The sequence below is a fragment of the Pseudomonas sp. genome (assembly GCF_049590575.1).
Taxonomy (GTDB): Bacteria; Pseudomonadota; Gammaproteobacteria; order Pseudomonadales; family Pseudomonadaceae; genus Aquipseudomonas.
The window spans coordinates 1-22,068 of the sequence record NZ_JBAWDE010000291.1; the positions used below are offsets into that span (position 1 = coordinate 1).

At 58.3% G+C, this 22,068-nt stretch carries 22 protein-coding genes and 1 tRNA gene; 11 read left to right on the top strand and 12 right to left on the bottom strand.

Annotation, left to right across the window (positions count from 1 at the left end; translation table 11 throughout):
* The coding region (locus tag WBR57_RS20440) for a 4'-phosphopantetheinyl transferase family protein (RefSeq protein ID WP_424086049.1) at positions 1–491 on the top strand (491 nt) is incomplete at its 5' end.
* An 81-nt stretch (positions 492–572) separates the two neighbouring features.
* On the opposite strand, the gene WBR57_RS20445 is transcribed toward WBR57_RS20440, so the two are convergent.
* Together WBR57_RS20445 and WBR57_RS20450 are read right to left on the bottom strand one after the other, a co-directional pair.
* The gene (locus WBR57_RS20445; protein WP_424086051.1) at positions 573–2,183 is read right to left on the bottom strand and encodes an ATP-binding protein; all 1,611 of its coding nucleotides are present in this window, start codon (positions 2,181–2,183) and stop codon (positions 573–575) included.
* Positions 2,180–2,905, bottom strand: coding sequence for a response regulator (locus WBR57_RS20450; RefSeq protein WP_424086053.1), 726 nt, complete (start codon positions 2,903–2,905; stop codon positions 2,180–2,182). Before WBR57_RS20450 ends, WBR57_RS20445 begins: the two co-directional genes overlap by 4 nt.
* 597 nt (positions 2,906–3,502) lie before the next feature.
* Between WBR57_RS20450 and WBR57_RS20455 the strand changes: the two genes are divergently transcribed.
* Positions 3,503–6,397, top strand: a complete 2,895-nt coding sequence (locus tag WBR57_RS20455; RefSeq protein ID WP_424086055.1) for a ribonucleoside-diphosphate reductase subunit alpha — start codon at positions 3,503–3,505, stop codon at positions 6,395–6,397.
* A gap of 121 nt (positions 6,398–6,518) precedes the next feature.
* On the opposite strand, the gene WBR57_RS20460 is transcribed toward WBR57_RS20455, so the two are convergent.
* From WBR57_RS20460 to WBR57_RS20495, 8 genes are all read right to left on the bottom strand, one after another.
* Positions 6,519–7,568, bottom strand: coding sequence for a hypothetical protein (locus WBR57_RS20460; RefSeq protein WP_424086057.1), 1,050 nt, complete (start codon positions 7,566–7,568; stop codon positions 6,519–6,521).
* Positions 7,569–7,720: 152 nt separating this feature from the next.
* The gene (locus tag WBR57_RS20465; RefSeq protein ID WP_424086059.1) at positions 7,721–8,779 is read right to left on the bottom strand and encodes a hypothetical protein; all 1,059 of its coding nucleotides are present in this window, start codon (positions 8,777–8,779) and stop codon (positions 7,721–7,723) included.
* Between the two features lie 180 nt (positions 8,780–8,959).
* Complete coding sequence (gene flgE, locus WBR57_RS20470; RefSeq protein WP_424086061.1) at positions 8,960–10,270, bottom strand: flagellar hook protein FlgE; 1,311 nt, start codon at positions 10,268–10,270, stop codon at positions 8,960–8,962.
* A gap of 31 nt (positions 10,271–10,301) precedes the next feature.
* Positions 10,302–11,021 carry a flagellar hook assembly protein FlgD gene (gene flgD, locus WBR57_RS20475; protein WP_424086063.1) on the bottom strand — a complete coding sequence of 240 codons (720 nt, stop codon included), beginning with the start codon at positions 11,019–11,021 and terminating at the stop codon, positions 10,302–10,304.
* A gap of 16 nt (positions 11,022–11,037) precedes the next feature.
* The gene (flgC, locus tag WBR57_RS20480) at positions 11,038–11,490 is read right to left on the bottom strand and encodes a flagellar basal body rod protein FlgC (protein ID WP_017138385.1); all 453 of its coding nucleotides are present in this window, start codon (positions 11,488–11,490) and stop codon (positions 11,038–11,040) included.
* A 3-nt stretch (positions 11,491–11,493) separates the two neighbouring features.
* Entirely contained in the window at positions 11,494–11,901 is a 408-nt protein-coding gene (flgB, locus tag WBR57_RS20485) for a flagellar basal body rod protein FlgB (RefSeq protein WP_003175633.1), read from the bottom strand.
* Positions 11,902–12,151: 250 nt separating this feature from the next.
* Positions 12,152–12,979: a protein-glutamate O-methyltransferase CheR gene (gene cheR, locus WBR57_RS20490; protein ID WP_016979774.1), complete on the bottom strand. Its 828-nt coding sequence runs from the start codon at positions 12,977–12,979 to the stop codon at positions 12,152–12,154.
* Between the two features lie 42 nt (positions 12,980–13,021).
* The gene (locus WBR57_RS20495) at positions 13,022–13,954 is read right to left on the bottom strand and encodes a chemotaxis protein CheV (RefSeq protein WP_424086067.1); all 933 of its coding nucleotides are present in this window, start codon (positions 13,952–13,954) and stop codon (positions 13,022–13,024) included.
* Positions 13,955–14,035: 81 nt separating this feature from the next.
* Here WBR57_RS20495 and flgA point away from each other — a divergent pair, with 81 nt between their 5' ends.
* From flgA to WBR57_RS20515, 4 genes are all read left to right on the top strand, one after another.
* Positions 14,036–14,803 carry a flagellar basal body P-ring formation chaperone FlgA gene (gene flgA, locus WBR57_RS20500; RefSeq protein WP_424086069.1) on the top strand — a complete coding sequence of 256 codons (768 nt, stop codon included), beginning with the start codon at positions 14,036–14,038 and terminating at the stop codon, positions 14,801–14,803.
* A gap of 141 nt (positions 14,804–14,944) precedes the next feature.
* Positions 14,945–15,268, top strand: coding sequence for a flagellar biosynthesis anti-sigma factor FlgM (gene flgM, locus WBR57_RS20505; protein WP_122540750.1), 324 nt, complete (start codon positions 14,945–14,947; stop codon positions 15,266–15,268).
* 48 nt (positions 15,269–15,316) lie between these two features.
* A complete protein-coding gene (locus WBR57_RS20510) occupies positions 15,317–15,787 on the top strand; it encodes a flagella synthesis protein FlgN (RefSeq protein ID WP_424086071.1) in 471 nt (156 codons plus the stop codon).
* Positions 15,788–15,882: 95 nt separating this feature from the next.
* Entirely contained in the window at positions 15,883–16,632 is a 750-nt protein-coding gene (locus tag WBR57_RS20515; protein ID WP_424086073.1) for a flagellar brake protein, read from the top strand.
* A gap of 59 nt (positions 16,633–16,691) precedes the next feature.
* Here the strand turns inward: WBR57_RS20515 and WBR57_RS20520 are convergent, their stop codons facing one another.
* Positions 16,692–18,071: an MFS transporter gene (locus tag WBR57_RS20520; RefSeq protein ID WP_424086076.1), complete on the bottom strand. Its 1,380-nt coding sequence runs from the start codon at positions 18,069–18,071 to the stop codon at positions 16,692–16,694.
* 515 nt (positions 18,072–18,586) lie between these two features.
* On the opposite strand from WBR57_RS20520, the gene WBR57_RS20525 reads away from it, so the two are divergent.
* Both WBR57_RS20525 and WBR57_RS20530 read left to right on the top strand, forming a co-directional pair.
* Positions 18,587–20,029, top strand: coding sequence for an ATPase domain-containing protein (locus WBR57_RS20525; protein ID WP_424086090.1), 1,443 nt, complete (start codon positions 18,587–18,589; stop codon positions 20,027–20,029).
* Between the two features lie 23 nt (positions 20,030–20,052).
* The gene (locus WBR57_RS20530; protein ID WP_424086078.1) at positions 20,053–20,415 is read left to right on the top strand and encodes a response regulator; all 363 of its coding nucleotides are present in this window, start codon (positions 20,053–20,055) and stop codon (positions 20,413–20,415) included.
* A gap of 27 nt (positions 20,416–20,442) precedes the next feature.
* Here WBR57_RS20530 and WBR57_RS20535 read toward each other — a convergent pair.
* Positions 20,443–20,519, bottom strand: a tRNA-Arg gene (locus WBR57_RS20535).
* A gap of 327 nt (positions 20,520–20,846) precedes the next feature.
* Here WBR57_RS20535 and WBR57_RS20540 point away from each other — a divergent pair.
* The 3 genes from WBR57_RS20540 to WBR57_RS20550 all read left to right on the top strand — a co-directional run bounded on the left by WBR57_RS20540 (position 20,847) and on the right by WBR57_RS20550 (position 21,980).
* Complete coding sequence (locus WBR57_RS20540) at positions 20,847–21,074, top strand: hypothetical protein (RefSeq protein ID WP_424086080.1); 228 nt, start codon at positions 20,847–20,849, stop codon at positions 21,072–21,074.
* 11 nt (positions 21,075–21,085) lie between these two features.
* The gene (locus tag WBR57_RS20545) at positions 21,086–21,265 is read left to right on the top strand and encodes a PA3371 family protein (protein WP_424086082.1); all 180 of its coding nucleotides are present in this window, start codon (positions 21,086–21,088) and stop codon (positions 21,263–21,265) included.
* Between the two features lie 388 nt (positions 21,266–21,653).
* A complete protein-coding gene (locus tag WBR57_RS20550) occupies positions 21,654–21,980 on the top strand; it encodes an Arc family DNA-binding protein (RefSeq protein WP_003175643.1) in 327 nt (108 codons plus the stop codon).
* The last annotated feature ends 88 nt before the right edge of the window (positions 21,981–22,068 follow it).

Here is a 22,068-nt window from a genome sequence, read left to right on the forward strand (position 1 = left end):
AGTTGGATCAGCTTGACTGCATCCCGGCGATTGGCGAGGACCGCGCACCCGTGTGGCCCGCGCACATCAGCGGCTCGATCACCCACAGCACCGGGCGCGCCGCGGCCATAGTCGGGCACAAGGCGCAATGGCGTGGGCTGGGAATGGACCTGGAAAACCTGCTGAGCCTGGAGCGCGCGGAGCGCCTGGCCGGGGAAATTCTCACGGCGGACGAACTGCAGCGCATGGTCGCCCTGCCCCGCGAGCACATCGCGCTGCTGGTGACGCTGACGTTTTCGGCCAAGGAAAGTTTGTTCAAGGCGCTCTACCCGATTGTGCAGAAGCGCTTTTATTTTGAGCATGCCGAGGTGGTGGAGTGGACCGAAGCCGGGGATATACGGCTGCGGTTGCTGACCGATCTTTCGGCCGAGTGGTGCCATGGCACAGAGTTGATCGGGCAGTTTGCGGTAGACGGGGAGCAGTTGTTGAGTCTGCTGGCTGTCGGCGCTTGATACATTGCTATCGCCGGCAAGCCAGCTCCCACAGTTGGAATGTATTCTCCTGTGGGAGTGGGCTTGCCCGCGATGACGGTATCAGGGTTTCTGCTGATCCCTGGGCCAACTCAGGCTGAAGCACGCCCCGCCCAGGTTGTTGCTCTTGCCGATCAACGCCCGCCCGCCATGCCAATAAATAATCCGCCGCACAATCGACAACCCCAGGCCATGCCCACCGGAGGCGCGGGTGCGGCTGTCGTCGAGGCGCAGGAAGGGCGTGAAGATCCGCTCCCAGGCACTTTCCGGCACACCCGGGCCGTCGTCTTCCACATCGATACGGCAGCGCACCTGCCCCACCTGGTAGCTGATCAGCACCTGCCCCTGGGCGTGGCGCATGGCGTTGCTCACCAGGTTTTGCAGAGCGCGGTGCAAGTAGCGCGGCTCGGCATCGACCCAGGCGTCATCCCAATGCGCCGACGACAGGCAAATACCCCGGGCCACGTTGACCTGCGGGCGCAGTGGCGATAATTCGCCGATCACCTGATCGAGCAGCGCATTGAGGTCGACCCGCTGGAAATTCAGCTCCGGCGAGCCCTGCTCCAGGCGGGCATAGGTGAGCATTTCATCCACCAGGCCATCCAGGTCCTGGATATCGCTGTCCATGCCCTCCAGGTATTTGTGCCGGGCCTCAGGCGTTGCCGCTGCGCCGACCATTTCCAAGCCAAAACGCAAGCGCGCCACCGGGGTGCGCAGTTCGTGGGACACCGCGCGCACCAGTTCGCGCTGGATCGCCAGCAGTTGCTGCAAGTGCTCGGCCATGCCGTTGAACGCGGCCGCCAGGCGCCCGACCGAATCGGCGCCACGCGCTGGCACGCGCACTTGCAGGTTGCCTTTGGCGATGCGCGTGGCGGCGGCTTCGAGGCCCTTCAAGCGGCGCTCAAGCTGACGCACCAATAGATAGACGATCAGGCCAATCAGGGTCAGGCCGATCAAGGCGATCAGCACCAGCCATTGCGCCGGGTAAGGGTTCATTTGAAACAGTGGGCCGATTTCCAGCACCCACGGCGTGCCGACCATGCCGGCAAACACGCGGATCGAATCGCCGCCCTTGCCCAGGGCCATTACCGTATCGCCCTCCGACACTCGACGGCGCTGGTCTTCGTCCATATCGGCCTGGTCGAGGGGCACCAGGTGCATCTCGAAGCCAAAGCCCTTGGCTTCCTTTATATCGGCCAAGCGTTGCGGCTGTTCCGCTACCGGAAAGCGCACCAGTTCGTCGGCCAGCAGGTAAATCGTCGCGCGCGCCAGTTGTTCGCTGATTTGCTGCACTTCGCCGGTCAACACTAATTGCTCGCTTTCGCTGACCAGGCGCAGCACCCGCGCCGCGTGCGGCCCTGTCTGCTCCACCAGGACCTGGCCGCGTTGCAGGCGATTGCGCTGGCTGAGGTCCAGTTGGGCGTCGGTGAGGCTGCGCAACTCCAGAGGAATGCCGAGCAAGCGCTCCCACACCGCCAGGGCGCGCTGGCGCTCGATCGGGCTCATCGGCTGCAGGTTGTCGCCCATCAGTGCGAAGGTGCCGTGGGCCAGGCGCTCGCGGTACTGGCCGCTGCGCACCTCGTTGAGCAGGTGCAGGGCCAGCACGCCGAGCAGCGCCACCAGGATCAGCGCGGCGCACATGCCGCCATAAATGCGCAGGAAGATCGAATTCACAGCGGCATATCGGCAGCGGCTTCGGGGACGAACAGGTAGCCTTTGCTGCGAATGGTCTTGATCAGGCGCGGGTGGATCGGGTCATCGCCGATTTTCGGGCGGATGCGTGAAATGCGCACGTCGATGGAGCGGTCCTGGCCGTCGTAGCCGATGCCGCGCAGGGCGATAAAGATTTCTTCGCGGGACAGAATGCGCCCGGCATTCGCCACCAATAGCCACAGCAAATCGAATTCGGCGCTGGTCAGCTCGATGCTGCCGGCGTGCAGCCAGGCTTCGCGCAGGGCATTGTCGACCACCAGCGGGCCGAACTGCAGGCGGCGCTGGTTCTCGACCGCCGCAGGTTCGGCCAGCTCGCTGCGCCGCAGCAGGGCCTGGATGCGTGCCAGCAGCAGGCGCGGGCGCACGGGTTTGCATACGTAATCGTCGGCGCCCATGTCCAGGCCCAGCACCTGGTCCATGTCATCGGTACGCGCGGTGAGCATCAGGATCACGCCATCGTAGCGCTCGCGTACCTTGCGGCAGATGCTCAGGCCATCTTCGCCGGGCAGCATCAGGTCGAGAATCACCAGGTCCGGCTGCTCGGCGATGATCCGCGCCGCCGCCGCCGCCCCATCGCCTTCCACCGAAACACGCAGGCCATTGCTCTCCAGATAGTCGCGGGTCAGCTCAGCCAATCGCTGGTCGTCCTCGACGATCAATACCTGCCAGGCTTCTTGCTCCATGCGTGATCCTCGTTGTTATTAGAAAATCGTCAGGACAGCACAGTTTCAAATGTGGTTTTGATCTTCACCGGCCATACCTTATTTGTAATGTTGTGAGGGCATAACAAAGCCGATTGTAGCCATGGGCCAGCCCTCAAACACAAGCCGGGAAATCCATTCGGTGATCGCGTTTTTTTGTGATAGGGTTCGCGCCCTTCGAAAATGGCCAAGCTGTTTTGGTGCCGAAACATTTCATGACAAACGGTGCAACGCAGCAGTAACGTGGCCTACACGCACATTCCACCTTTCATACACATTTTACTCACAGCGTTATCCACAGGTTACTGCGTTGCCAACCCTTGGAAAACGCATTATCTTGTACCTCGGCGACGCAGAAGACCCTATATGTGGGGTTTTTGACCGGCGCGCCCAACCACACAAGTGGCTCGAAATTCAAGCGTTTTATTGCTAGCTCAGCGTGGAACCAAGAGATTTTCAGTAGACCAAACCGCTCACGCGGATGGCAGCTGTTCTCCATCCCGATATGGAAAACGGTACGGGTGTTGCAGGAAGAGCCTGGCACTCGCAATCAAATATAGAACGTGGAGACAACCCCCCATGCAAACCGACACAACTCGCGAGAACCCGCAAGGCTCCGTGCCGCAGGCCGCTGATTCGAATATGGATCTGTCCGCCACTGCACCTGGCCAATTGCGCGTGATCAAGCGTAACGGCACTGTCGTTCCTTATACCGATGACAAAATCACCGTCGCCATCACCAAAGCGTTTCTTGCAGTTGAAGGCGGCACCGCTGCCGCTTCGTCGCGCATCCACGACACCGTTGCCCGCCTGACCGAACAGGTCACCGCGACCTTCAAGCGTCGCATGCCGTCGGGCGGCACCATCCACATCGAAGAAATCCAGGACCAGGTCGAACTGGCCCTGATGCGTGCCGGCGAGCAGAAAGTTGCCCGCGACTACGTGATCTACCGTGATTCGCGCGCCAAGGAACGCGCCGTGCGCACCCCGGCTGAAGAAGCTGCCGTGCAGGCGCACCCGTCGATCCGCATCACCCTGGCCGACGGTTCGTTTGCACCGCTGGACCTGGGCCGCCTGAACACCATCATCACCGAGGCCTGCGAAGGCCTGGAAGAAGTCGACGGTGACCTGATCCAGCGCGAAACCCTGAAAAACCTGTACGACGGCGTGGCCCTGACCGACGTCAACACCGCCCTGGTGATGACCGCCCGTACCCTGGTCGAGCGCGAGCCGAACTACTCGTTCGTGACCGCCCGCCTGCTGATGGACACCCTGCGTGCCGAAGGCCTGGGCTTCCTGGGCGTGGCCGACAGCGCCACTCACCACGAGATGGCCGACCTGTACGCCAAGGCTCTGCCTGCGTACATCGCCAAGGGTATCGAATTCGAATTGCTGAACCCGATCCTGGCCACCTTCGACCTGGAAAAACTCGGCAAGGCGATCAACCACGAGCGCGACCAGCAGTTCACCTACCTGGGCCTGCAAACCCTGTACGACCGTTACTTCATCCACAAGGACGGTATCCGCTTCGAACTGCCGCAAGTGTTCTTCATGCGCGTGGCCATGGGCCTGGCAATCGAAGAGAAGCACAAAGAAGACCGTGCCATCGAGTTCTACAACCTGTTGTCGTCCTTTGACTACATGTCGTCGACCCCGACCCTGTTCAACGCCGGCACCCTGCGTCCACAGCTGTCGAGCTGCTACCTGACTACCGTGCCGGACGACCTGTCGGGCATCTACCACGCGATCCACGACAACGCCATGTTGTCCAAATTCGCCGGCGGCCTGGGCAACGACTGGACCCCGGTGCGTGCACTGGGTTCGTACATCAAAGGCACCAATGGCAAGTCCCAGGGCGTTGTGCCGTTCCTCAAAGTAGTGAACGACACCGCCGTCGCCGTGAACCAGGGTGGCAAGCGCAAAGGCGCTGTCTGCGCCTACCTGGAAACCTGGCACATGGACATTGAAGAGTTCATCGAGCTGCGCAAGAACACCGGTGATGACCGTCGTCGTACCCACGACATGAACACCGCCAACTGGATCCCGGACCTGTTCATGAAGCGCGTCTTCGATGACGGCCCGTGGACCCTGTTTTCGCCATCCGAAGTGCCAGACCTGCACGACCTGACCGGCAAGGCCTTCGAAGAGCGCTACGAGTACTACGAAGCCCTGTCCCAGTACCCAGGCAAGATCAAGCTGTTCAAGACCATCCAGGCCAAAGACCTGTGGCGCAAAATGCTGTCGATGCTGTTTGAAACCGGCCACCCATGGCTGACCTTCAAAGACCCGTGCAACCTGCGCAGCCCGCAGCAGCACGTCGGCGTAGTCCACAGCTCGAACCTGTGCACCGAGATCACCTTGAACACCAACAAGGACGAGATCGCCGTTTGCAACCTGGGTTCGATCAACCTGCCGAACCACATCGTCAACGGCAAGCTGGACACCGCCAAGCTGGAGCGCACCGTCAACACCGCCGTACGCATGCTCGATAACGTTATCGACATCAACTACTACTCGGTGCCACAGGCGCAGAACTCCAACTTCAAGCACCGTCCGGTCGGCCTCGGCATCATGGGCTTCCAGGACGCGCTGTACCTGCAGCACATTCCTTACGGTTCGGACGCTGCGGTCGAGTTCGCCGACAAGTCCATGGAAGCGGTCAGCTACTACGCGATCCAGGCTTCCTGCGACCTGGCCGACGAGCGCGGCGCCTACGAGACGTTCCAGGGTTCGCTGTGGTCCAAGGGCATCCTGCCGCTGGACTCGCAACAGATCCTGATCGAGCAGCGCGGCCAGAAGTACATCGACGTTGACCTGAACGAATCCCTGGACTGGGCACCGGTTCGCGCCCGTGTACAGAAAGGCATTCGTAACTCCAACATCATGGCCATCGCACCGACCGCGACCATCGCCAACATCACCGGCGTGTCGCAGTCGATCGAACCGACCTACCAGAACCTGTATGTGAAATCGAACCTGTCGGGCGAATTCACCGTGATCAACCCGTACCTGGTTCGCGATCTGAAAGCCCGCGGCCTGTGGGACTCGGTCATGATCAACGACCTGAAGTACTACGACGGTTCGGTGCAGCAGATCGAGCGCATCCCGCAAGAACTCAAAGAGCTCTACGCGACTGCTTTCGAAGTGGACACCAAGTGGATCGTTGACGCCGCCAGCCGTCGTCAGAAGTGGATCGACCAGGCTCAGTCGCTGAACCTCTACATCGCCGGCGCTTCGGGCAAGAAGCTCGACGTGACCTACCGCATGGCGTGGTACCGTGGCCTGAAAACCACTTACTACCTCCGTGCCCTGGCCGCGACCAGCACCGAGAAGTCGACCATCAACACCGGTAAGCTGAACGCGGTTTCCAGCGGCAACCACGGTGATGATTCGGTCCTGGCTGCTCCAGCCGGTCCGGCGCCAGTGCCAAAGGCGTGCGCGATTGACGAGCCGGATTGCGAAGCTTGCCAATAAGCTGAGCCGTTCCCGGGCTTGATCGCCCGGGAACAAAAAACCCGATAAACCCTGGATGCAGTTGGGTTTATCGGGTTTTTTATTGCTTGCACTTCACCAGCGCATAAACCGGGACGATCCGTCAATCTAAAGCAAAGGCGGTCGCGCCCGTCGGCGGAGGCGCGCCTTTACGACCCCAAATCTCTTCGCGCCCTCCAATCACTGCCATGGAATGCGCGCCCGCGCTCCATGGGGTTACAACATCGTGCTCAACGACACCAAGCTGCCCCCTCGCCAACTCGTCAGCGGTAGTTTCTCGGATGTGACGTCCCAAACCCAGCCGCTGCAACGCCTCAAGAGACCACTCACTATCATTGAGACTTTGTATTGCATGGCCGAAGCTTCGCCCGGCGTAATTATCATTGTTTTTTTCATACGCCCGCTTGGCACTCACAGCAAACAGAAACTTCGCCTCTTCCAGCATGGTCGGATCATTACCCTTGAATTGAGCACCCTCTGCTGCCTGGCGGAACTCGTCCTTGGTCAGATGCAGCTTGTACCCATCGCGCATTTCTACGTTATAGCCATCACCCGTTGGCTCAACTTTTTTGTAAATATCGCGAGGGCTCATACCAAACCTCATCATCGCGGCTTTTATTGCAGATACCGTGGCACAGTTTCCGTCCGGGCCCTGCTTGAAACCCGTCCAGATATTGCCGGCCTCGTTGCCGGTGCCAGGTTTCTTTCCCGCGCCCTTGACAGGCTTGAGTTCGACGTCATCCGTCTTCTCGGGAACAGGCCTTTCACTCACGGCTGCTTTGCCGTGAGATTTAGCTGGCTTAACAGGAGCTGTAGCAACTGACGATGGCTGCGACGGTGAAGGGGCAGAGGGAGAAGCAAGGTAGGCAGCCAGTGCTTTCAACAACCGCCCGGTACTCTCAAGTAAACCTGAGCCCAAAACTAAAAGCTGTTCCAGGTTCTTTGTGAGCGTTTGGTCTCCCGGAGATGCTCGATTGAGGTCGACCCGTTGCGCGATCATTTTCCCGCCATACGCAAGCCCCGACCGAGGCTGGGTGAAAGCGTTGACATTCGAAGCAATGCCATTCTTTTTATCCTCCTGACGGCGCTGCTCCCCCTGGTAATCGTGACGCGCACCCCCGACCACATGGCCAGGCGATAATGGAATTTGCATACCGGTCCACCCTGTAATGGCTTGATTCAATGTCTCTCGAGTGGATAAGTGGAAAAAAAGCGCTGGCCGGTTCCAAAAAGTATGTCGTTCAAGGAGCCGGCCGAAGGTGGGAAAAAAGCCTGAATTGAAGGTGGGCACGAGCGCCTTGTTGCTTATGAGAACAATACCGTCCTGATGCCCTCTTGCGGTTGCCCGCCTCGTCGCCCCCACAACTCGATTTGATTATCGATGACCGCCATGGAGTGACCACCGTACTCCACGGTGCCTACCATATTGTTTGCGAAGTCCGAGGCGAAAGCCGGTCGGTAGTTGTATTTCAGCCCCAGGCGATCCAGGCCCTCCCGGCTGACTTCACCATCATTGAGGCTGCGTAAAGCCTCGCCGTAATCGCGACCACTGATACCGTCGTTTCGTTCTATCTGCGCACGCTTCGCACTCATGGCATACATAAAGTTGGCACTGGTGATCATGGCTGGGTCATCACCTTTGAAGCGCGCCTGCGCTGCTGCCTGCTTGAGTTCGGCCTTGGTTAATGTATAGACCTGATTACTGTCTCTCATGACCACTTCATAGCCTTTGCTGGTCTCTTTTACACTTCTATAGACATCCGTCGGCTTTGAGCCGAACTGCATCATCGCCGCCTTTATCGCAGAGACAGTCACGCAATTACCGTCAGCCCCTTGGCTGAACCCACTCCAGATATTGCCTGGCTCACTTTTTTTGCCTGGTTTTTTACCAGGATTACTTTGGTCAGGTATGTAGTTGTAGTAGTCGGCTCCCTTTGTGAGCGGCTTGTTACTCACGGATGTGCTGGGACCAAAATCTTGCCGGTTAACACCACCACCACCACCACCACCTGGAATGACTGCTGGTGCGTGCGGTGCCGGATTATCCGGAAACAGCTCCGGAAACAACCTCATCAACAGCTGAAGCCAACTCTCAGTTATGTCTTTTTTTATCTGTTCGATGATTTTTTTGTACTCGTCCTCCCCCAGCTTGCTTCGTAGTTCATTGAGCTGGTTACGCACATTTTGTTCAGTCTGTGGCTTGGGCGCGTTCTTATCTGTAGCATCACTCAGTTGCTTGAGAAGACTTAAAACATGATCCTTATCGGTCCTGACTTGCCCCCTGTCACCCGCTGAGCCCGGCGCCCACACATTGCTGCTTTGTCCTAAACCACCCGTCACAACCCCGACACCTACGCTTTCCATACCACCTACCCCGACATGACTTTCTTTGCGGGATATGTGGAAAGATAGCGGTAGCCGGTTCCAACAACGCCCATCGAAAGGGCCGGGGGCCAGGGGTAGGAAAACCCTCGATAGCAAATGCCTCCAAAAAAAAGCCCCTCGTTCGAGGGGCTTTCTTATTGAATCGTCAGGCCAACCGCATCAGGTCATCTGAATGATGGTCTGCATGATAGTGCTCTGAGTGGAGATGGTCTTGGCGTTCGCCTGATAGTTGCTCTGGGCCTTGATCAGGTCCACCAGCTCGTTGGTCAGGTTGACGTTGGAGTTCTCCAGGGAGTTGGCCACGATCGAGCCCAAGGTGCCGGCTTGCGGGGTGTCATAACCCGGCTGGCCGGAAGCGAAGGTCTCTCTCCAGGCGGTGCCGCCTGCTGGCTGCAAACCCTGTTCGTTGTTGAAACTGGCCAGCGAGATCTGGCCGATGGCCTTGCTCTGCTGGTTGCTGAACGTGGCGAACAGTACGCCGCTGCCGTCGATTTTCAGGCCGGTGATCTGGCCGGTGGCGTAGCCGTCGGTGACCGGTGGGTTGCGGTAGCTGGCGGAGTTGTACTGGGTGATGTTGCCCATGTTGACGGCAATCCCGTCGAGGTTGGCGGCAGCGCCGTTGTCCTTCCATACGCCATCGACCAGGCCGCCCGGCTTCCAGTCGTCAATGGTCATCGTGGTGCCGGTCACGTTGGCGCCGACAATCGTCTGGAGCTTGCCCGACGTGTCAAAGGTCAACGTGGACGGTACGGGTGCCACGGCGCCCGTGCCGCTGATTGGCGTGCCATCAGGGTTACGGCCGTCGATCAGGGTGTAGGACTGCCAGATGTTGCCATCTGTTTTAACCATGTACTGCACCATCGAGTGGGCATTGCCCTGGGTGTCGTAAAGCGTGGTGGAGTACTGGGTGTTGAAGCTGTCGGTCTTGGTCGGATCGAACGGGTGGTCCGTCTGATTGATCGGCAGGTCCGAGGAGTTCAGGTTGCTGGTGGAATCGACCTTGGTCGACGCCTTCGGTGGCAGGTTCGACAGGTTCAGTTGCAGGTCGACCAGGCCGCCTTTGACGATTTTACCGTTTTCGTCAGCTGCATAGCCCTGCAGGCGCGAAGTACCGGTGTTGTTGGTGATGTAGCCGTCTTTGTCGGCACGGAAAGCACCGCTGCGGGTGTATTCCAGCGAGCCGTCGCTGCCTTTCTGCACAAAAAAGCCACCGCCCTGGATCGCCATGTCCAGGATGCCGCCGCTGTTGTTGACGTCACCTTGGGTGAACTGCTGGGACACGGCCGCCAGGTTCACGCCGTTGCCGATGCTGTTCTGGCCGGTGCCCAGTTTGGACGCGGCGTAGATGTCGGCGAATTCCGCACGGGACGACTTGAAGCCAGTGGTCGCGACGTTGGCGATGTTGTTGCCGGTCACGTCCAGTTGTTTGTTGGCCGCATAGAGGCCGCTAAGGCCGATATTAAAAGACATGTTTCTCTCCCTCTGCCGTATTTAGCCGGCTCTATGTACCGATAGTCTGAATTTGCGACAGCTTGACGCTGCCCATGCCACCGGCAAGGTTCAGCAGCATTTCGCCGCCGGTCTTGCTCAACGTCACGCTGGTGACCGTTGCCGGCAGCGAAGTTGCCAGGGCAACGGAGTCGCCCGCGTCATTCTTGGTAGTGGCCGCGAAGGTGTAAGTGCCGGCTGGGGCGACTTCACCCGCATCGTTCTTGCCATCCCAGATAAAGTCGGATGTACCGGCGCTCTGGGCACCCAGGTTGAGGGTGCGCACCACGTTGCCGTTCGCGTCGGTGATTTTCACCGCGACGTTGCCGGTCGCCGACGTCACCGCCACCGAGCCGGTCATGCTCTTGCTCGTGTCCACCAAGGCCTTGTCGGTCTGGGTGATGATCGAGCGGCCTACCAGCGACGAAGCCTGCAGCGCTTGCGAAGAGCTGAAGTTGCTGGAGATCGAGTTCACCGAGTCGTTCAGGGTGTTGATGCCTTCCAGGCTGCTGAACTGTGCAAGCTGGGCCACGAACGCGCCGTTGTCTTGAGGCGACAGCGGGTTCTGGTTCTTCAACTGGGTGACCAGCAGTTGCAGGAACGCATCCTTGCCCAGGGACTGGTTGCCGGTGGCAGCAGTGGAAACGCTGGAAACGTTGTCTGTGGCAGTCTTGACCTTGGTGTTGAAAAGGTCCTGGACTGCCGTGTTGGTACTGGTGTCAACGATGGCCATTATTTGGCGCCCCTTATCACTGACCCAGGGTCAGGACCTTTTGCATCATGGTTTTGGCGGTGTTCATCATTTCCGCGTTGGTCTGGAACGAGCGGCTGGCGGAGATCATGTCTGCCATTTCCTCGACCACATTGACGTTCGGGTAGTAGACGTAGCCTTTTTCGTTGGCTGCCGGGTGGTTCGGCTCGTAGCGCGCTTCCAGATTGCTCTGGTCTTCAACCACGCCGAGGACCTGCACGCCTTGGCCGGCGGCATCCTGGTTCTGGAACAGCGAATCGCCGCTGCCACTCTGGCCGGCCTGGCCGCCCTGAAACATGGTGGCGAACACCGGGTGACGGGCACGGTAGGTCTGGTCAATGCTCGAAGACACGGTCTCGGCGTTGGCGATGTTACTGGCGACGGTGTTCAAACGCGTGGTCTGCGCGCTCATGCCACTGCCGGCAATATTGAAAACACTGGCTAGGGACATGGCTTACTCTCCACGCAGGGCTGACATCAGCCCTTTGAATTTACTGTTGAGCAGGGTAAAGCTGGCCTGGAAGTTCACCGAGTTCTCGGCATACGCCGATTGCTCCAGTTGGGCGTCCACGGTGTTTTGGTCGATCGACGGTTGCATCGGCGTGCGATACAGCAGCGACTCATCACCACTGCTCAGGCCTTGCGCTTCGATATGACGGCTGTTGGTCATGTTCAAAGCGAAGGTGCCGTTCTTGGTCTTGTCTTGCTGTGCGGCGAGCACGGCGGAGAAGTCCAGGTCCCGAGCCTTGTAGTTCGGGGTGTCGGCGTTGGCAATGTTGTTGGCCAGTACTTCAGCACGCTGGGCGCGGAAGCCCAGGGCTTGTTCGTGGATACCGAGCGCTTTATCGAAGCTGATGCTCATGGCGGAAACCTTTAGGCTGACCTGCTTTTCGTAACAAGGTCATAGCAAGGCGCATGCCAATCTGGTGAAGACCCCTATTTCAAGGGTTTGCGAGGTGATTGCCGCCGGCAATGCCAGAAAAGCGGCAATAGGTTTCCGCGTGGCGCCAGTAAAGCGGCAATGGGCAGTTGCCGCTCTCTTGAAGTTTGCCGCAAATAAAAATGTGGGAGGGGGCAACAAGCCCCCTCCCACATTTTTGACCAAGCAGGGCTTACTTCGCCTGGTAGATGATCCCTGGGCTGCACTGCACCATCTGGTAATGATCCGGCAGGCCGTTGAGCGCCTCGGACGCACCGAGGAACAGGTAACCGCCGCGCTTCAGCGTGCCATGGATGCGCAACAGGATGTCTTTCTTCACCTCGGCCGAAAAGTAGATCAGCACGTTGCGGCAGAACACCATGTCGAACTTGCCCAGGCTGGCGTAGCTGTCGAGCAGGTTGAACGAGCGAAACTCCACCCGGCTCTTGATCGGCGCCTTGACCGCCCAGCGCCCCGCCCCTTTCGGGTCGAAGTAACGCTGCAGGCGCTCCTGGGACAAACCGCGGCCCAGGGCCAGGCTGTCGTACTCGCCGGTCTTGCAGTTGGTGAGCATAGTGCCGGACAGGTCGGTGGCAACGATTTGTGCGCCGGCCTTGAGCTGGCCCATGTTGGTCCGCTCGAACTCATCAATGGACATCGAAATCGAATACGGTTCCTGCCCCGACGAGCAGGCCGCCGACCAGATGCGCAGGCGCTGGCCGGGGCTGGCCTTGATGGCTTCCGGGAGCACTTTGCTTTTGAGCACTTCAAAAGGATAGGTATCGCGAAACCACAGGGTTTCATTGGTGGTCATGGCATCGACCACCATTTCTTTGAGCCCGCTGCGCGGCTGGCCCTGGATGCGCTGGACCAACTCACCCAGGGACTTGATGCCCTGTTGTTCCATCAGTTTGTTGAGACGGCTGGATACCAGGTATTGCTTGTTTTCACCGAGCAATATGCCACAGGCTTTTTCCAGGAAGACCCGGAACTGTTCGAAATCCAAATTACCCGTAGACAATGGTACCGCCTCTTAAATCGTGTGACCGCCAGGGAAAACCCCCTAGCCGTGATCTGCTGCTTTGATCCGGTCGACTACCCGGTTTGCCAGGTCATCAGGGCGGAATTTGGCCAGGAAGTCATCGGCACCGACCTTCTTGACCATCGCCTGGTTGAACACACCGGACAATGAAGTATGCAGGATGATATGCAATTTTTGCATGCGTGGGTCGTTGCGTATCTCGGCCGTGAGGGTGTAGCCGTCCATTTCCGGCATCTCGATGTCGGAGATCATCATCAAGAACTCTTCTTCCGGCTTCTTGCCTTCATCTACCAGCTTGCGCAGGTAATCCAACGCCTGGCGCCCATCATTAAGGGCCACCACTTCGACGCCGACGGTTTGCAGGCAACGGGTTACCTGCTTGCGCGCCACCGAGGAGTCGTCCACCGTCAGCACACGCAGCGAGATCGCCTTGTGCGCCGTTTCGGCGTCCACCACACCCACGGAGATCGATTCCGAGGTCGGTGCCACTTCGGCGAGGATTTTCTCCACGTCGATGATTTCCACCAACTGGTTATCCACCCGTGTCACGGCCGTCAGGTAATGATCGCGACCGGTGCCCTTGGGCGGCGGATGGATCTCTTCCCAGTTCATGTTGACGATGCGTTCCACCGAGCGCACCAGGAAACCCTGGGTCTTGGTGTTGTATTCGGTAATGATCACGAACGGGCTCTCACGGTCCTGCAGGGCCGCCGAACCGGTGGCCAGCGACAGGTCGAGAATCGGAATGGTCGCGCCACGAATGTTGGCGACGCCACACACCACCGGGCTGGACTTGGGCATGATCGTCAGCTTGGGGCACTGCAACACTTCTCGCACCTTGAACACGTTGATGCCATACAGCTGTTTGCCATCCAGGCGAAAAAGCAACAACTCCAGGCGATTCTGCCCTACCAGCTGTGTGCGCTGGTTTACTGAATCCATTACACCTGCCATGCCCAGACTCCTACGCTAAAACCTTTAGGGGTGCGACGCGCACCCAACACTAAACGGCACGAGCTTTGCTATTTATTGATCATGAACCTTAAAACGACAGTTTCCCGACACCTAGACCTCGCACGGCTGCGCAGAATGCTCTGCGCTTCGTCGATGGCACTGCTCGCCCTGTGCCTGGGCACCACGGCCCGCGCAGAGAACGTCACCTTGCCTGATCTACTTATCGGCGTCACTCAAGGCTTTCTTGAGTTCACTGTAGAAGATTATCTGGCGACCACCCAGACGCAGGGCCGTTATGAAATTCAGGTCAACCAGTTGGACCCGCGCCTGCGCATGCCGATGTGCGACAAGGAATTGACAGCCACCCTGGAAAGCCCCGCCCAGCCAATTGGCCGCGTGACGGTCAAGGTACGCTGCGAAGGCGCCTCGCCCTGGACGGTGTTCGTGCCGGCCCAGGTCAAATTGTTCCGCGATGTGGTGGTGGTTGCACGCCCGCTGAAACGCACCGGGATCATCGGCTTCGAGGACGTGGTGCTGCGCGAACGTGACATCAGCATGATCAACCAGGGCTACCTGACGTCACTTGACCAGGCGGTCGGCCAGAAATTGACCCGACCAGTGGTCACCGATCAGGTCATTACCCTGGTGCATTTGGAGCAGGCTGAAGTGATTCGCAAGGGTGATCAGGTAGTGATTTCCGCCAGCAGCGGGGCTCTGAACGTCAAAATGCCGGGCGAAGCGCTGTCCAACGGTGGCATGAGTGAGCAGATCCGAGTCAAGAACCTCAACTCCAACCGTGTGATCAAGGCCCGCGTGACGGCGCCCGGCCAGGTGGAGGTCGCTTTATAGACCACTGGTATCGGACGCCAGCTTTTCCTACACTGTCGGCTGGGTGCCGGCCTGTGCAGTTTATTGTCATTCGAGCCTAAAGTTTATCCGGGTATGGCCGAAAACATGGCAAGCGTCCAAATACCCAGAGGTTTTTTTATCATGGTCATCGATTTCAGTCGTTTGAATAACACCCCGGCCACGTCCGGCTCTACGCGCACCACGGGTGCCAAGGACAGCGTAGAAGCCAAGGCCCAGCCAGCGCCCGCCAAGACAGAACAGGCCAGCGCCAGCCAAGCCGGGGAATCCGTACACTTGAGCAATGAGGCTCAACAGTTGCAGAAGGTCACTGACTCGCTGCGCGATCAACCCGTCGTCAATAAAGCCCGTGTGGCCGAATTGAAACAGGCAATCGCCGATGGCAGCTATAAAGTCGACAGCAACCGTGTAGCCAGCAAGCTGCTTAATTTCGAAGCCGAGCGCTAGGCAAAGGCCTGCGCCGGGCTTTTGGACGCTTAAACCCCAAGGCCAGCCATGCATCACGACGAACATTTGCTTCAACTGATCATCGATGATCACGCGCCGACGCAACAGTTGCTCGAGCTGCTCAAGGAAGAATCCCTGGCCCTCTACGGTCGGGACATGCCTTTGCTCGAAGAAATTCTTGCGCGCAAGCAGTCGTTGATTGTCCTGCTGGAACAGCACGGCAAAAAACGCAGCCAGATCCTCATCAGCCTGGGCCTTCCGGCAGACCACGACGGCCTGGCGCAATTGGCCAGCCACTCCTCGGTCGGCGATCAACTACTGGCCCAGAGCAAAGAACTCAATCAATTGCTCGCCCAATGCCAGGAAGCCAACCGGCTCAATGGTCAGTCGATCCAGCTACAGCAGGCGACGACCGCCAACCAGTTGCGCATACTTCATGGCGGTGAGCCTCCGGCGCTGTATAACGCCCAGGGTTCCACCTCGCGCCTGGTCAAGCCAAGCACCCGCAGCCAAGCCTGATGCCTGTTTACAGCGCGCCCTATCCAAGGCGCTCTACATACTGGCAGAATGCCTGCTTTTGCGTGTAGTCGTATTTTGTCTGGAGATGAAAGACCGTGTTCAACGCCCTTAATGCGGAAGACGCTCCGCAGCCCCCCAAGGTCCTCACCACGCCTCTGGAAATCGCCAGCACCCTGCGGATGCTGCAAGAAAGCCATGACCCGCTGATCATCACCTTCCACGAACGCAGCCAGCGCTTCCAGAGTTACCTGGTAGATGTCGACCGGGACGGTGGCACCATGGCCCTGGACGAAATGATCCCGCGTGACGGCGAGCGCCATCTGGAAAACGGCGAACCGTTCCGCATTGAAGGTTTCCACGATGGCGTTCGCGTCGCCTGGGAAAGCAACGGCAGCCTGAACATCAGCGAAAAGGACGGCCACCGCATCTACACCGGCAGCCTGCCTGACGAAGTGGTTTACCATCAGCGCCGCAATGCCTTCCGCGCGGCCTTGAAGCTGGCCCAACTGGTCAATATCGAGCTGGGCGGCGAGAAGCTCAAGGCGCCCGTCAGCGGCAAACTGCTGGATATTTCCGCCACCGGCTGCAAATTGCGCTTTGAGGGCGACATCTCCGAGCGCCTGCAGTTGGGCCAAGTGTACGACCGCTTCATCGCCGCCCTGCCCTTTGGCAGCATGACCACCTCGGTCGAACTGCGTTACCTGCACTTCGAAGAGAAGATCAACACCACCTTTGCCGGCGTGCGCTTCCACAACATGAGTGGCCTGGTGCAGCGCCAGGTCGAGCGCTTCGTATACCAGTTGCAACGCGAAGCACGGCGCTTCGACAAAGACGACGACTTTTAAGGCTTAAAGTCGCAACAAAAAAACGGGCAGATCCTGATGGGATCTGCCCGTTTTTGCTTTCAGGGGCGCGCCCTGCTCAAATCGTGGGGATGCTCGTCCGGGTCCAGCGGATCGGATGGTTCCTGCGGCGCGGGCTCATCCTCCGGCGCTTCGGGCTCGGCTTCGGGCTCGGGCACAGGGTTCTGCATCTGCTCCTGCACCACCTGCTCATCTACCCGGGGGTCGAGCGCTGCCACCAGCGGCGAACTGGACATGCTGTCGGGCATCGCCACGTGGTGCAGCGGTGCATCGTCCACTTGATGCAGGTTGGTGACAGCCTTCGGGCGGATTCGCCACACCAGGATCAACGCACACAGGCTGAAAAACGCATACAGCATGTGGCTGCCGAACAGCTTCATCACCACACCCGCGAGCAACGGCCCGACACTGGCGCCGACGCCGTAGGTCACCAGCAACATGGCCGTCAGCGACACGCGGCGATCACCTTCGACATGGTCGTTGGAAAACGCCACCGCCAGCGGGTACAGGCAAAACTGCACCAGGGAACACAGGAATCCGGCCACGAAAAGGACCTCGAGCGGCACCTGGGTCATCACTGCCAACGGCAATGCCGCCACCGCCAGGCACAGCGCGAAGCAGCGAATCAACAACGCGCGATCATAGCGGTCCGACAACCAACCCAATGGCCACTGCACCAGCAGGCCAGCAAAGATGCAGCTACCCATGAACAGACCCACCTGCTCGGTAGTCAGGCCCTGCTGAGAGGCGTAGAGCGGTGCCAAACCGTAGAACGAGCCCACGATCAATCCAGCCCCCAGCACTGTGCTCAGGGACTGTGGCACACGCTTGATAAAGAAGCGTGGTTCCATCGGCGCCGGGTGCAGGGGCGCCGGGTGAATGCGTCGAGTCATGGCCACCGGCACCAGGCACAGGGCGAAACACAGCGCCACCAGCATCAGCAACTCGAGGCCAAGCTCGGGGTGCATCACGAGAATCAGTTGGCCCAACACCAGCCCCAGGTAAGACGCGATCATGTAGCCGCTGAACACCACGCCACGCTGCTTGGCTTCTGCCTGCTCATTGAGCCAGCTTTCGATGACCATGTACTGGCACATCATCCCCAGGCCCACGATCACCCGAAGCACGATCCAGGCCGGCAGCCAATTGACCAACCCATGCCCCAGCACGGCCGCGCCGACAATCCCGGCGCAGGTGGCGTAGGCGCGGATATGCCCAACCCGGCCGATCAGGCGATGCCCGATCTTGCCGCCCAGCACTAGGCCAAAATAGTTGGCGGCCATCAGCGCACCGACCCACAGGCTGTCGACATGGTCGGCCGCCAGGCGCAGGGCCAGGTAGGTACTGAGCAGGCCGGAGCCGATCAGCATCATCAAGGAGGCGAAATAAAGGGCTCGAAAAGGTTTCCAGATCTGGCGCATCGGCGTTCCGAGCGGCTCCTTGCAGTAAGAGACAGGGCTATCGGCATGATAGTCCGGGGATGCCGGGCCCGGACAGGCGAAAGGCACTGTTTCCGGGGATTATTTTGCATAACAGCTCAGACGTTGCCCAAGGGTGTGCGAGGTACACCGTTGCGAAAAATACCCACGGCACCTGCTGTGAACATCGATCGACGGCAAGGTTCGACCGGTGTTGGAAAAGATCGAGCACATACGAAAAAGCCCCGCCTAGCGAGGAATCCATCCCGCGCAGTGTCAATGAAAGTACATCGTTGGCTACTGCATTTGAATCAGTGCGAGATTTAGAGGGTCATCAGCAAGGAAGGGTGATCTGATAGACCGCCAGAGGTACCTGGTCCGAGTAAAAGACCGCCTTGGAATGAGACATACAGCGCTATAAGCCACCCATGCGCCAGGCGCGAATGGCCCCCGAGCGAAAATGGCGTTAGCATTCCGTTCACTCGGCTTAAACAGCCTGTTTTTCAGATCAGGGTCGCATTGTGGAAAAGCTAAAACGCCTCCAAAGTGGAATAGAAGGGCTTGACGCTCTGCTCAAGGGAGGTCTGGTCGCAGGCGCTTCGTACATTATCCAGGGGCGCCCAGGGTCCGGAAAAACGATCCTCGCCAACCAACTTGGGTTCCATCATGCGAACAATGGAGGCCGAGTCCTGGTCGCCACGCTGCTGGCAGAGTCCCATGACCGTCTTTTTCAATTTCTTTCTACTCTGAGCTTTTTCGACGCCTCCAAGGTCGGCGCCGAAATTCAATTTGTCAGCGCGTTCGACACCCTGGAAAACGAAGGTCTGGACGAAGTCGTAAAACTCCTCAGGCGCGAGATAAGCCGCCAAAAAGCCACCGTGATGGTGGTAGACGGCCTGCTGAATGCGCGCTCGAAAGCCGATTCGCACATCGACACCAAGAAATTCATTTCAGAGTTGCAAGGGCACGCCGCTTTCGCCGGTTGCACGGTGCTGTTTCTCACCAGCTCCCGTCTCGACGATGGCAGCCCTGAGCACACCATGGTTGATGGCGTCATCGAGATGGGCGAAGAGCTTTATGGCACTCGCTCAGTACGCCGCATTCAACTGCGCAAAACGCGTGGCAGCGGAGCAATGACCGGTCTTCATGAATGTGAGATCACAGACCATGGGCTGGTGGTTTACCCGCGCCTGGAAAGCCTCTACAGCCATCCGTCCGCCCCCGACAGTGCCGACATGACGCGCATTCCCAGCGGCATTGGATCGTTGGACGGCATACTCGGTGGAGGCCTGCACAGTTCGAGCGTGTCTCTGGTGATAGGCCCCTCCGGGATTGGCAAAACCACGCTGGGTCTCAAATTCCTGGCCCAATCAACGGTGCAAGCTCCCGGCTTGCATTTTGGTTTCTACGAAAGCCCGCAACGGCTGCGACTCAAAGGTCTGTCACTGGGCATCGACATCAAAGGTATGGAGGACAGTGGTGCACTGAGCATCGCCTGGCAGCCGACTACCGAAGGCCTGCTGGACGGGCTGGGTGCAAGACTGCTCAGTATCGTGGAAGAAAAAGGCATCAAGCGTCTGTTCATCGATAGCCTGAGCGGTATGACGCGAGTGTCCACAAACCCGGCGCGAATTACTGACTTCTTCAGTGCGCTGATGAACGAGTTGCGCTCCAGAGGCGTGACGGTGTTTGCCTCCTGGGAAATGCGCGATCTATTTGGCTCCGAGGTCAGCGCACCCAACTCCGACCTGTCCAGCATCGTCGACAACCTGATGCTGATGCGATTCTCGGAGAATCACTCTGAACTAAGCAGGACACTGTCCATTCTTAAAATACGAGATAGCTCTTATGACCCCTCGCGATTTGAGGTGGTCATCCAAGATCAAGATGTTTTCCTGAAAAAGGCTTTAAGGCATGAACCGTCAGTCCCCACTGAGTCATCCTCCGGTTCGATCTCCTAAGCTTTTGAGTGGGTTTAACTAACATGACCACCATCCTGGTCGTCGACGACGAGTATTTGATCGCTGACATTCTCAGCTTCGCACTGGAGGATGAGGGGTTCATGGTGGTGACGGCCAGTAATGGCCGAAAAGGACTCGAGGTGCTGGATAGAGAACGGCCAGCCTTGATCATTACCGACTTCATGATGCCGGTCATGGACGGCCTGGAGTTCGCCGCCGCCGTGCGGGCCCTACCTTCCGCTAATAAATTGCCGATCATTTTGATGAGCGGTGCTCAGGCACATATCGGCATGCAGAGATCGGATTTGTTTGATGCGGTATTGGCAAAGCCATTCAACATCGACTTGATCATTGCCGAAGTCAAAAAGCTCTTGAGTGCCGGGTAGCGGAATACAGCGCGCGGGCGCATAAGATGGTGTCCCAGGGCCGGTTCGAACGGCCAACCTTCCCCTTAGGAGGGGGATGCTCTATCCAATTGAGCTACTGGGACCAATGACAGCCATCCGGCCAGGGGCACCGCGATGGACGGCGTGCATGTTAACGGCCGAGGTGCCTTTTGTCATGTCGTCCGTGGGCTTTTTGAGTGTAGGTCGATCCTTGTCTTGTTGTTTCAGAATTCGTCATGCAAACACGGGCGCATGGCAGCATCGTGCAAAATGCACTGACTCAAAATGCCGGCCTTGCAAATTGCAACCCACCAGCCCTTCGAAGTAGACTCAAACCTTTGATTTTATTGAAATAATAGATTGGCATGAGACCTGCAATACTTCTCCTACAAACACCCATTCAGCCACGGCGTTTAGCGGAGAACATGACCATGAACAGTGCCATTCTGTTAGCCCTCAATACCGTAGCCCTGGCTGCACTGGTGACGTTCCATTTCCAATCCACCGGCAGCGACGACCCTGCGCAGATCAGCCAGGCAATTCCGCACCACCTGCAACAGCGTCCGCAGCTGGCGGTGATGACTCCAAACGCGCAATCGCCGGTACGCCTGACCCAAGGCACCCAGGCTGCGCCTGCATCTGAACATTGGGTTTTCTGAGGAAGCCACTTGTGAGCAAATTTGCCTGGCTGTTTTTATGCCTGACTGTGACCACCGGCATCCTGGGCCTGAGTGCGAGTTCTGACGATGCACAAACCACCGCCCTGGTTGCCACTGGCGTTTTTGCGAGCCTGCTGCTGCTGACGCTCATACTGGGCCGCAGAATCAAGTTTGACCCCGTCCTACGCTGATCCCCTCCCCGCCCCCTCCTACCTTATGTCGCCTCGTGCTAGTAAATCGGCAAATTGCCACTAGTCTTAAAAACGAGGGCAAAAGGCCACTTTGCTATAGGATGTGCGGCCTCAAAGCCCGCGATGACTTGGCTTAACGGGAAGTTCCCTTGCCCGACCACGGGTTGAAAAGTTTTCCAACCAGTCCGCAAAAATGCAAATGAGTGCTGGCATAAAGCCTCTAGGCAGTTCAATATTTGTCACAGAATTGACGCCAAGTAACTGTCAAATCTGAGGCATGATGCGGCCTCTTTGCAATTAGGGTTGAACTTTAGTCGTGAGCCTTGTCTTAACACTCATCTTGCGGCCAATTCCAAAAACCGCTCCCCTGAACTAACCGGTTAAATATATGCGCCCATTGAAACAGGCAATTTATTCCAGCCGTACGGCTGACAAGTTCGTCGTACGTCTGCCAGACGGAATGCGGGAACGCATTGCCGAGGTGGCTCGCAATCATCACCGCAGCATGAACTCCGAAATCATCGCGCGCCTGGAACAAAGCCTTATTCAGGAAGGTGCGCTGGGCGACGAGTTGAGCATGCGCCTGGACAGCCCCGAGCTGTCACTGCACGAACGCGAACTGCTGCAGCGTTTTCGTCAGCTCTCCCACCGCCAGCAAAATGCTCTCGTTTCGCTAATCGCGCACGACGTTGAAGCGGCCGCAGAAGCCAATTGATTCAAGACTGAAAGCAGAAGCCAGCCATGTGCTGGCTTTTTTTTGCCTACGATTTGGCGAGCACTATCAGCAAGGGAAAGCAAGGCGG

Bases quoted from the DNA above. Each gene is read 5' to 3' on its own strand.
- WBR57_RS20450 (WP_424086053.1), bottom strand. From the start codon at position 2,905: ATGGAGCAAGAAGCCTGGCAGGTATTGATCGTCGAGGACGACCAGCGA.
- WBR57_RS20455 (WP_424086055.1), top strand. From the start codon at position 3,503: ATGCAAACCGACACAACTCGCGAGAACCCGCAAGGCTCCGTGCCGCAG.
- WBR57_RS20460 (WP_424086057.1), bottom strand. From the start codon at position 7,568: ATGCAAATTCCATTATCGCCTGGCCATGTGGTCGGGGGTGCGCGTCAC.
- WBR57_RS20465 (WP_424086059.1), bottom strand. From the start codon at position 8,779: ATGGAAAGCGTAGGTGTCGGGGTTGTGACGGGTGGTTTAGGACAAAGC.
- flgE (WP_424086061.1), bottom strand. From the start codon at position 10,270: ATGTCTTTTAATATCGGCCTTAGCGGCCTCTATGCGGCCAACAAACAA.
- flgD (WP_424086063.1), bottom strand. From the start codon at position 11,021: ATGGCCATCGTTGACACCAGTACCAACACGGCAGTCCAGGACCTTTTC.
- flgC (WP_017138385.1), bottom strand. From the start codon at position 11,490: ATGTCCCTAGCCAGTGTTTTCAATATTGCCGGCAGTGGCATGAGCGCG.
- flgB (WP_003175633.1), bottom strand. From the start codon at position 11,901: ATGAGCATCAGCTTCGATAAAGCGCTCGGTATCCACGAACAAGCCCTG.
- WBR57_RS20495 (WP_424086067.1), bottom strand. From the start codon at position 13,954: ATGGCAGGTGTAATGGATTCAGTAAACCAGCGCACACAGCTGGTAGGG.
- flgA (WP_424086069.1), top strand. From the start codon at position 14,036: ATGAACCTTAAAACGACAGTTTCCCGACACCTAGACCTCGCACGGCTG.
- flgM (WP_122540750.1), top strand. From the start codon at position 14,945: ATGGTCATCGATTTCAGTCGTTTGAATAACACCCCGGCCACGTCCGGC.
- WBR57_RS20510 (WP_424086071.1), top strand. From the start codon at position 15,317: ATGCATCACGACGAACATTTGCTTCAACTGATCATCGATGATCACGCG.
- WBR57_RS20520 (WP_424086076.1), bottom strand. From the start codon at position 18,071: ATGCGCCAGATCTGGAAACCTTTTCGAGCCCTTTATTTCGCCTCCTTG.
- WBR57_RS20530 (WP_424086078.1), top strand. From the start codon at position 20,053: ATGACCACCATCCTGGTCGTCGACGACGAGTATTTGATCGCTGACATT.
- WBR57_RS20540 (WP_424086080.1), top strand. From the start codon at position 20,847: ATGAACAGTGCCATTCTGTTAGCCCTCAATACCGTAGCCCTGGCTGCA.
- WBR57_RS20550 (WP_003175643.1), top strand. From the start codon at position 21,654: ATGCGCCCATTGAAACAGGCAATTTATTCCAGCCGTACGGCTGACAAG.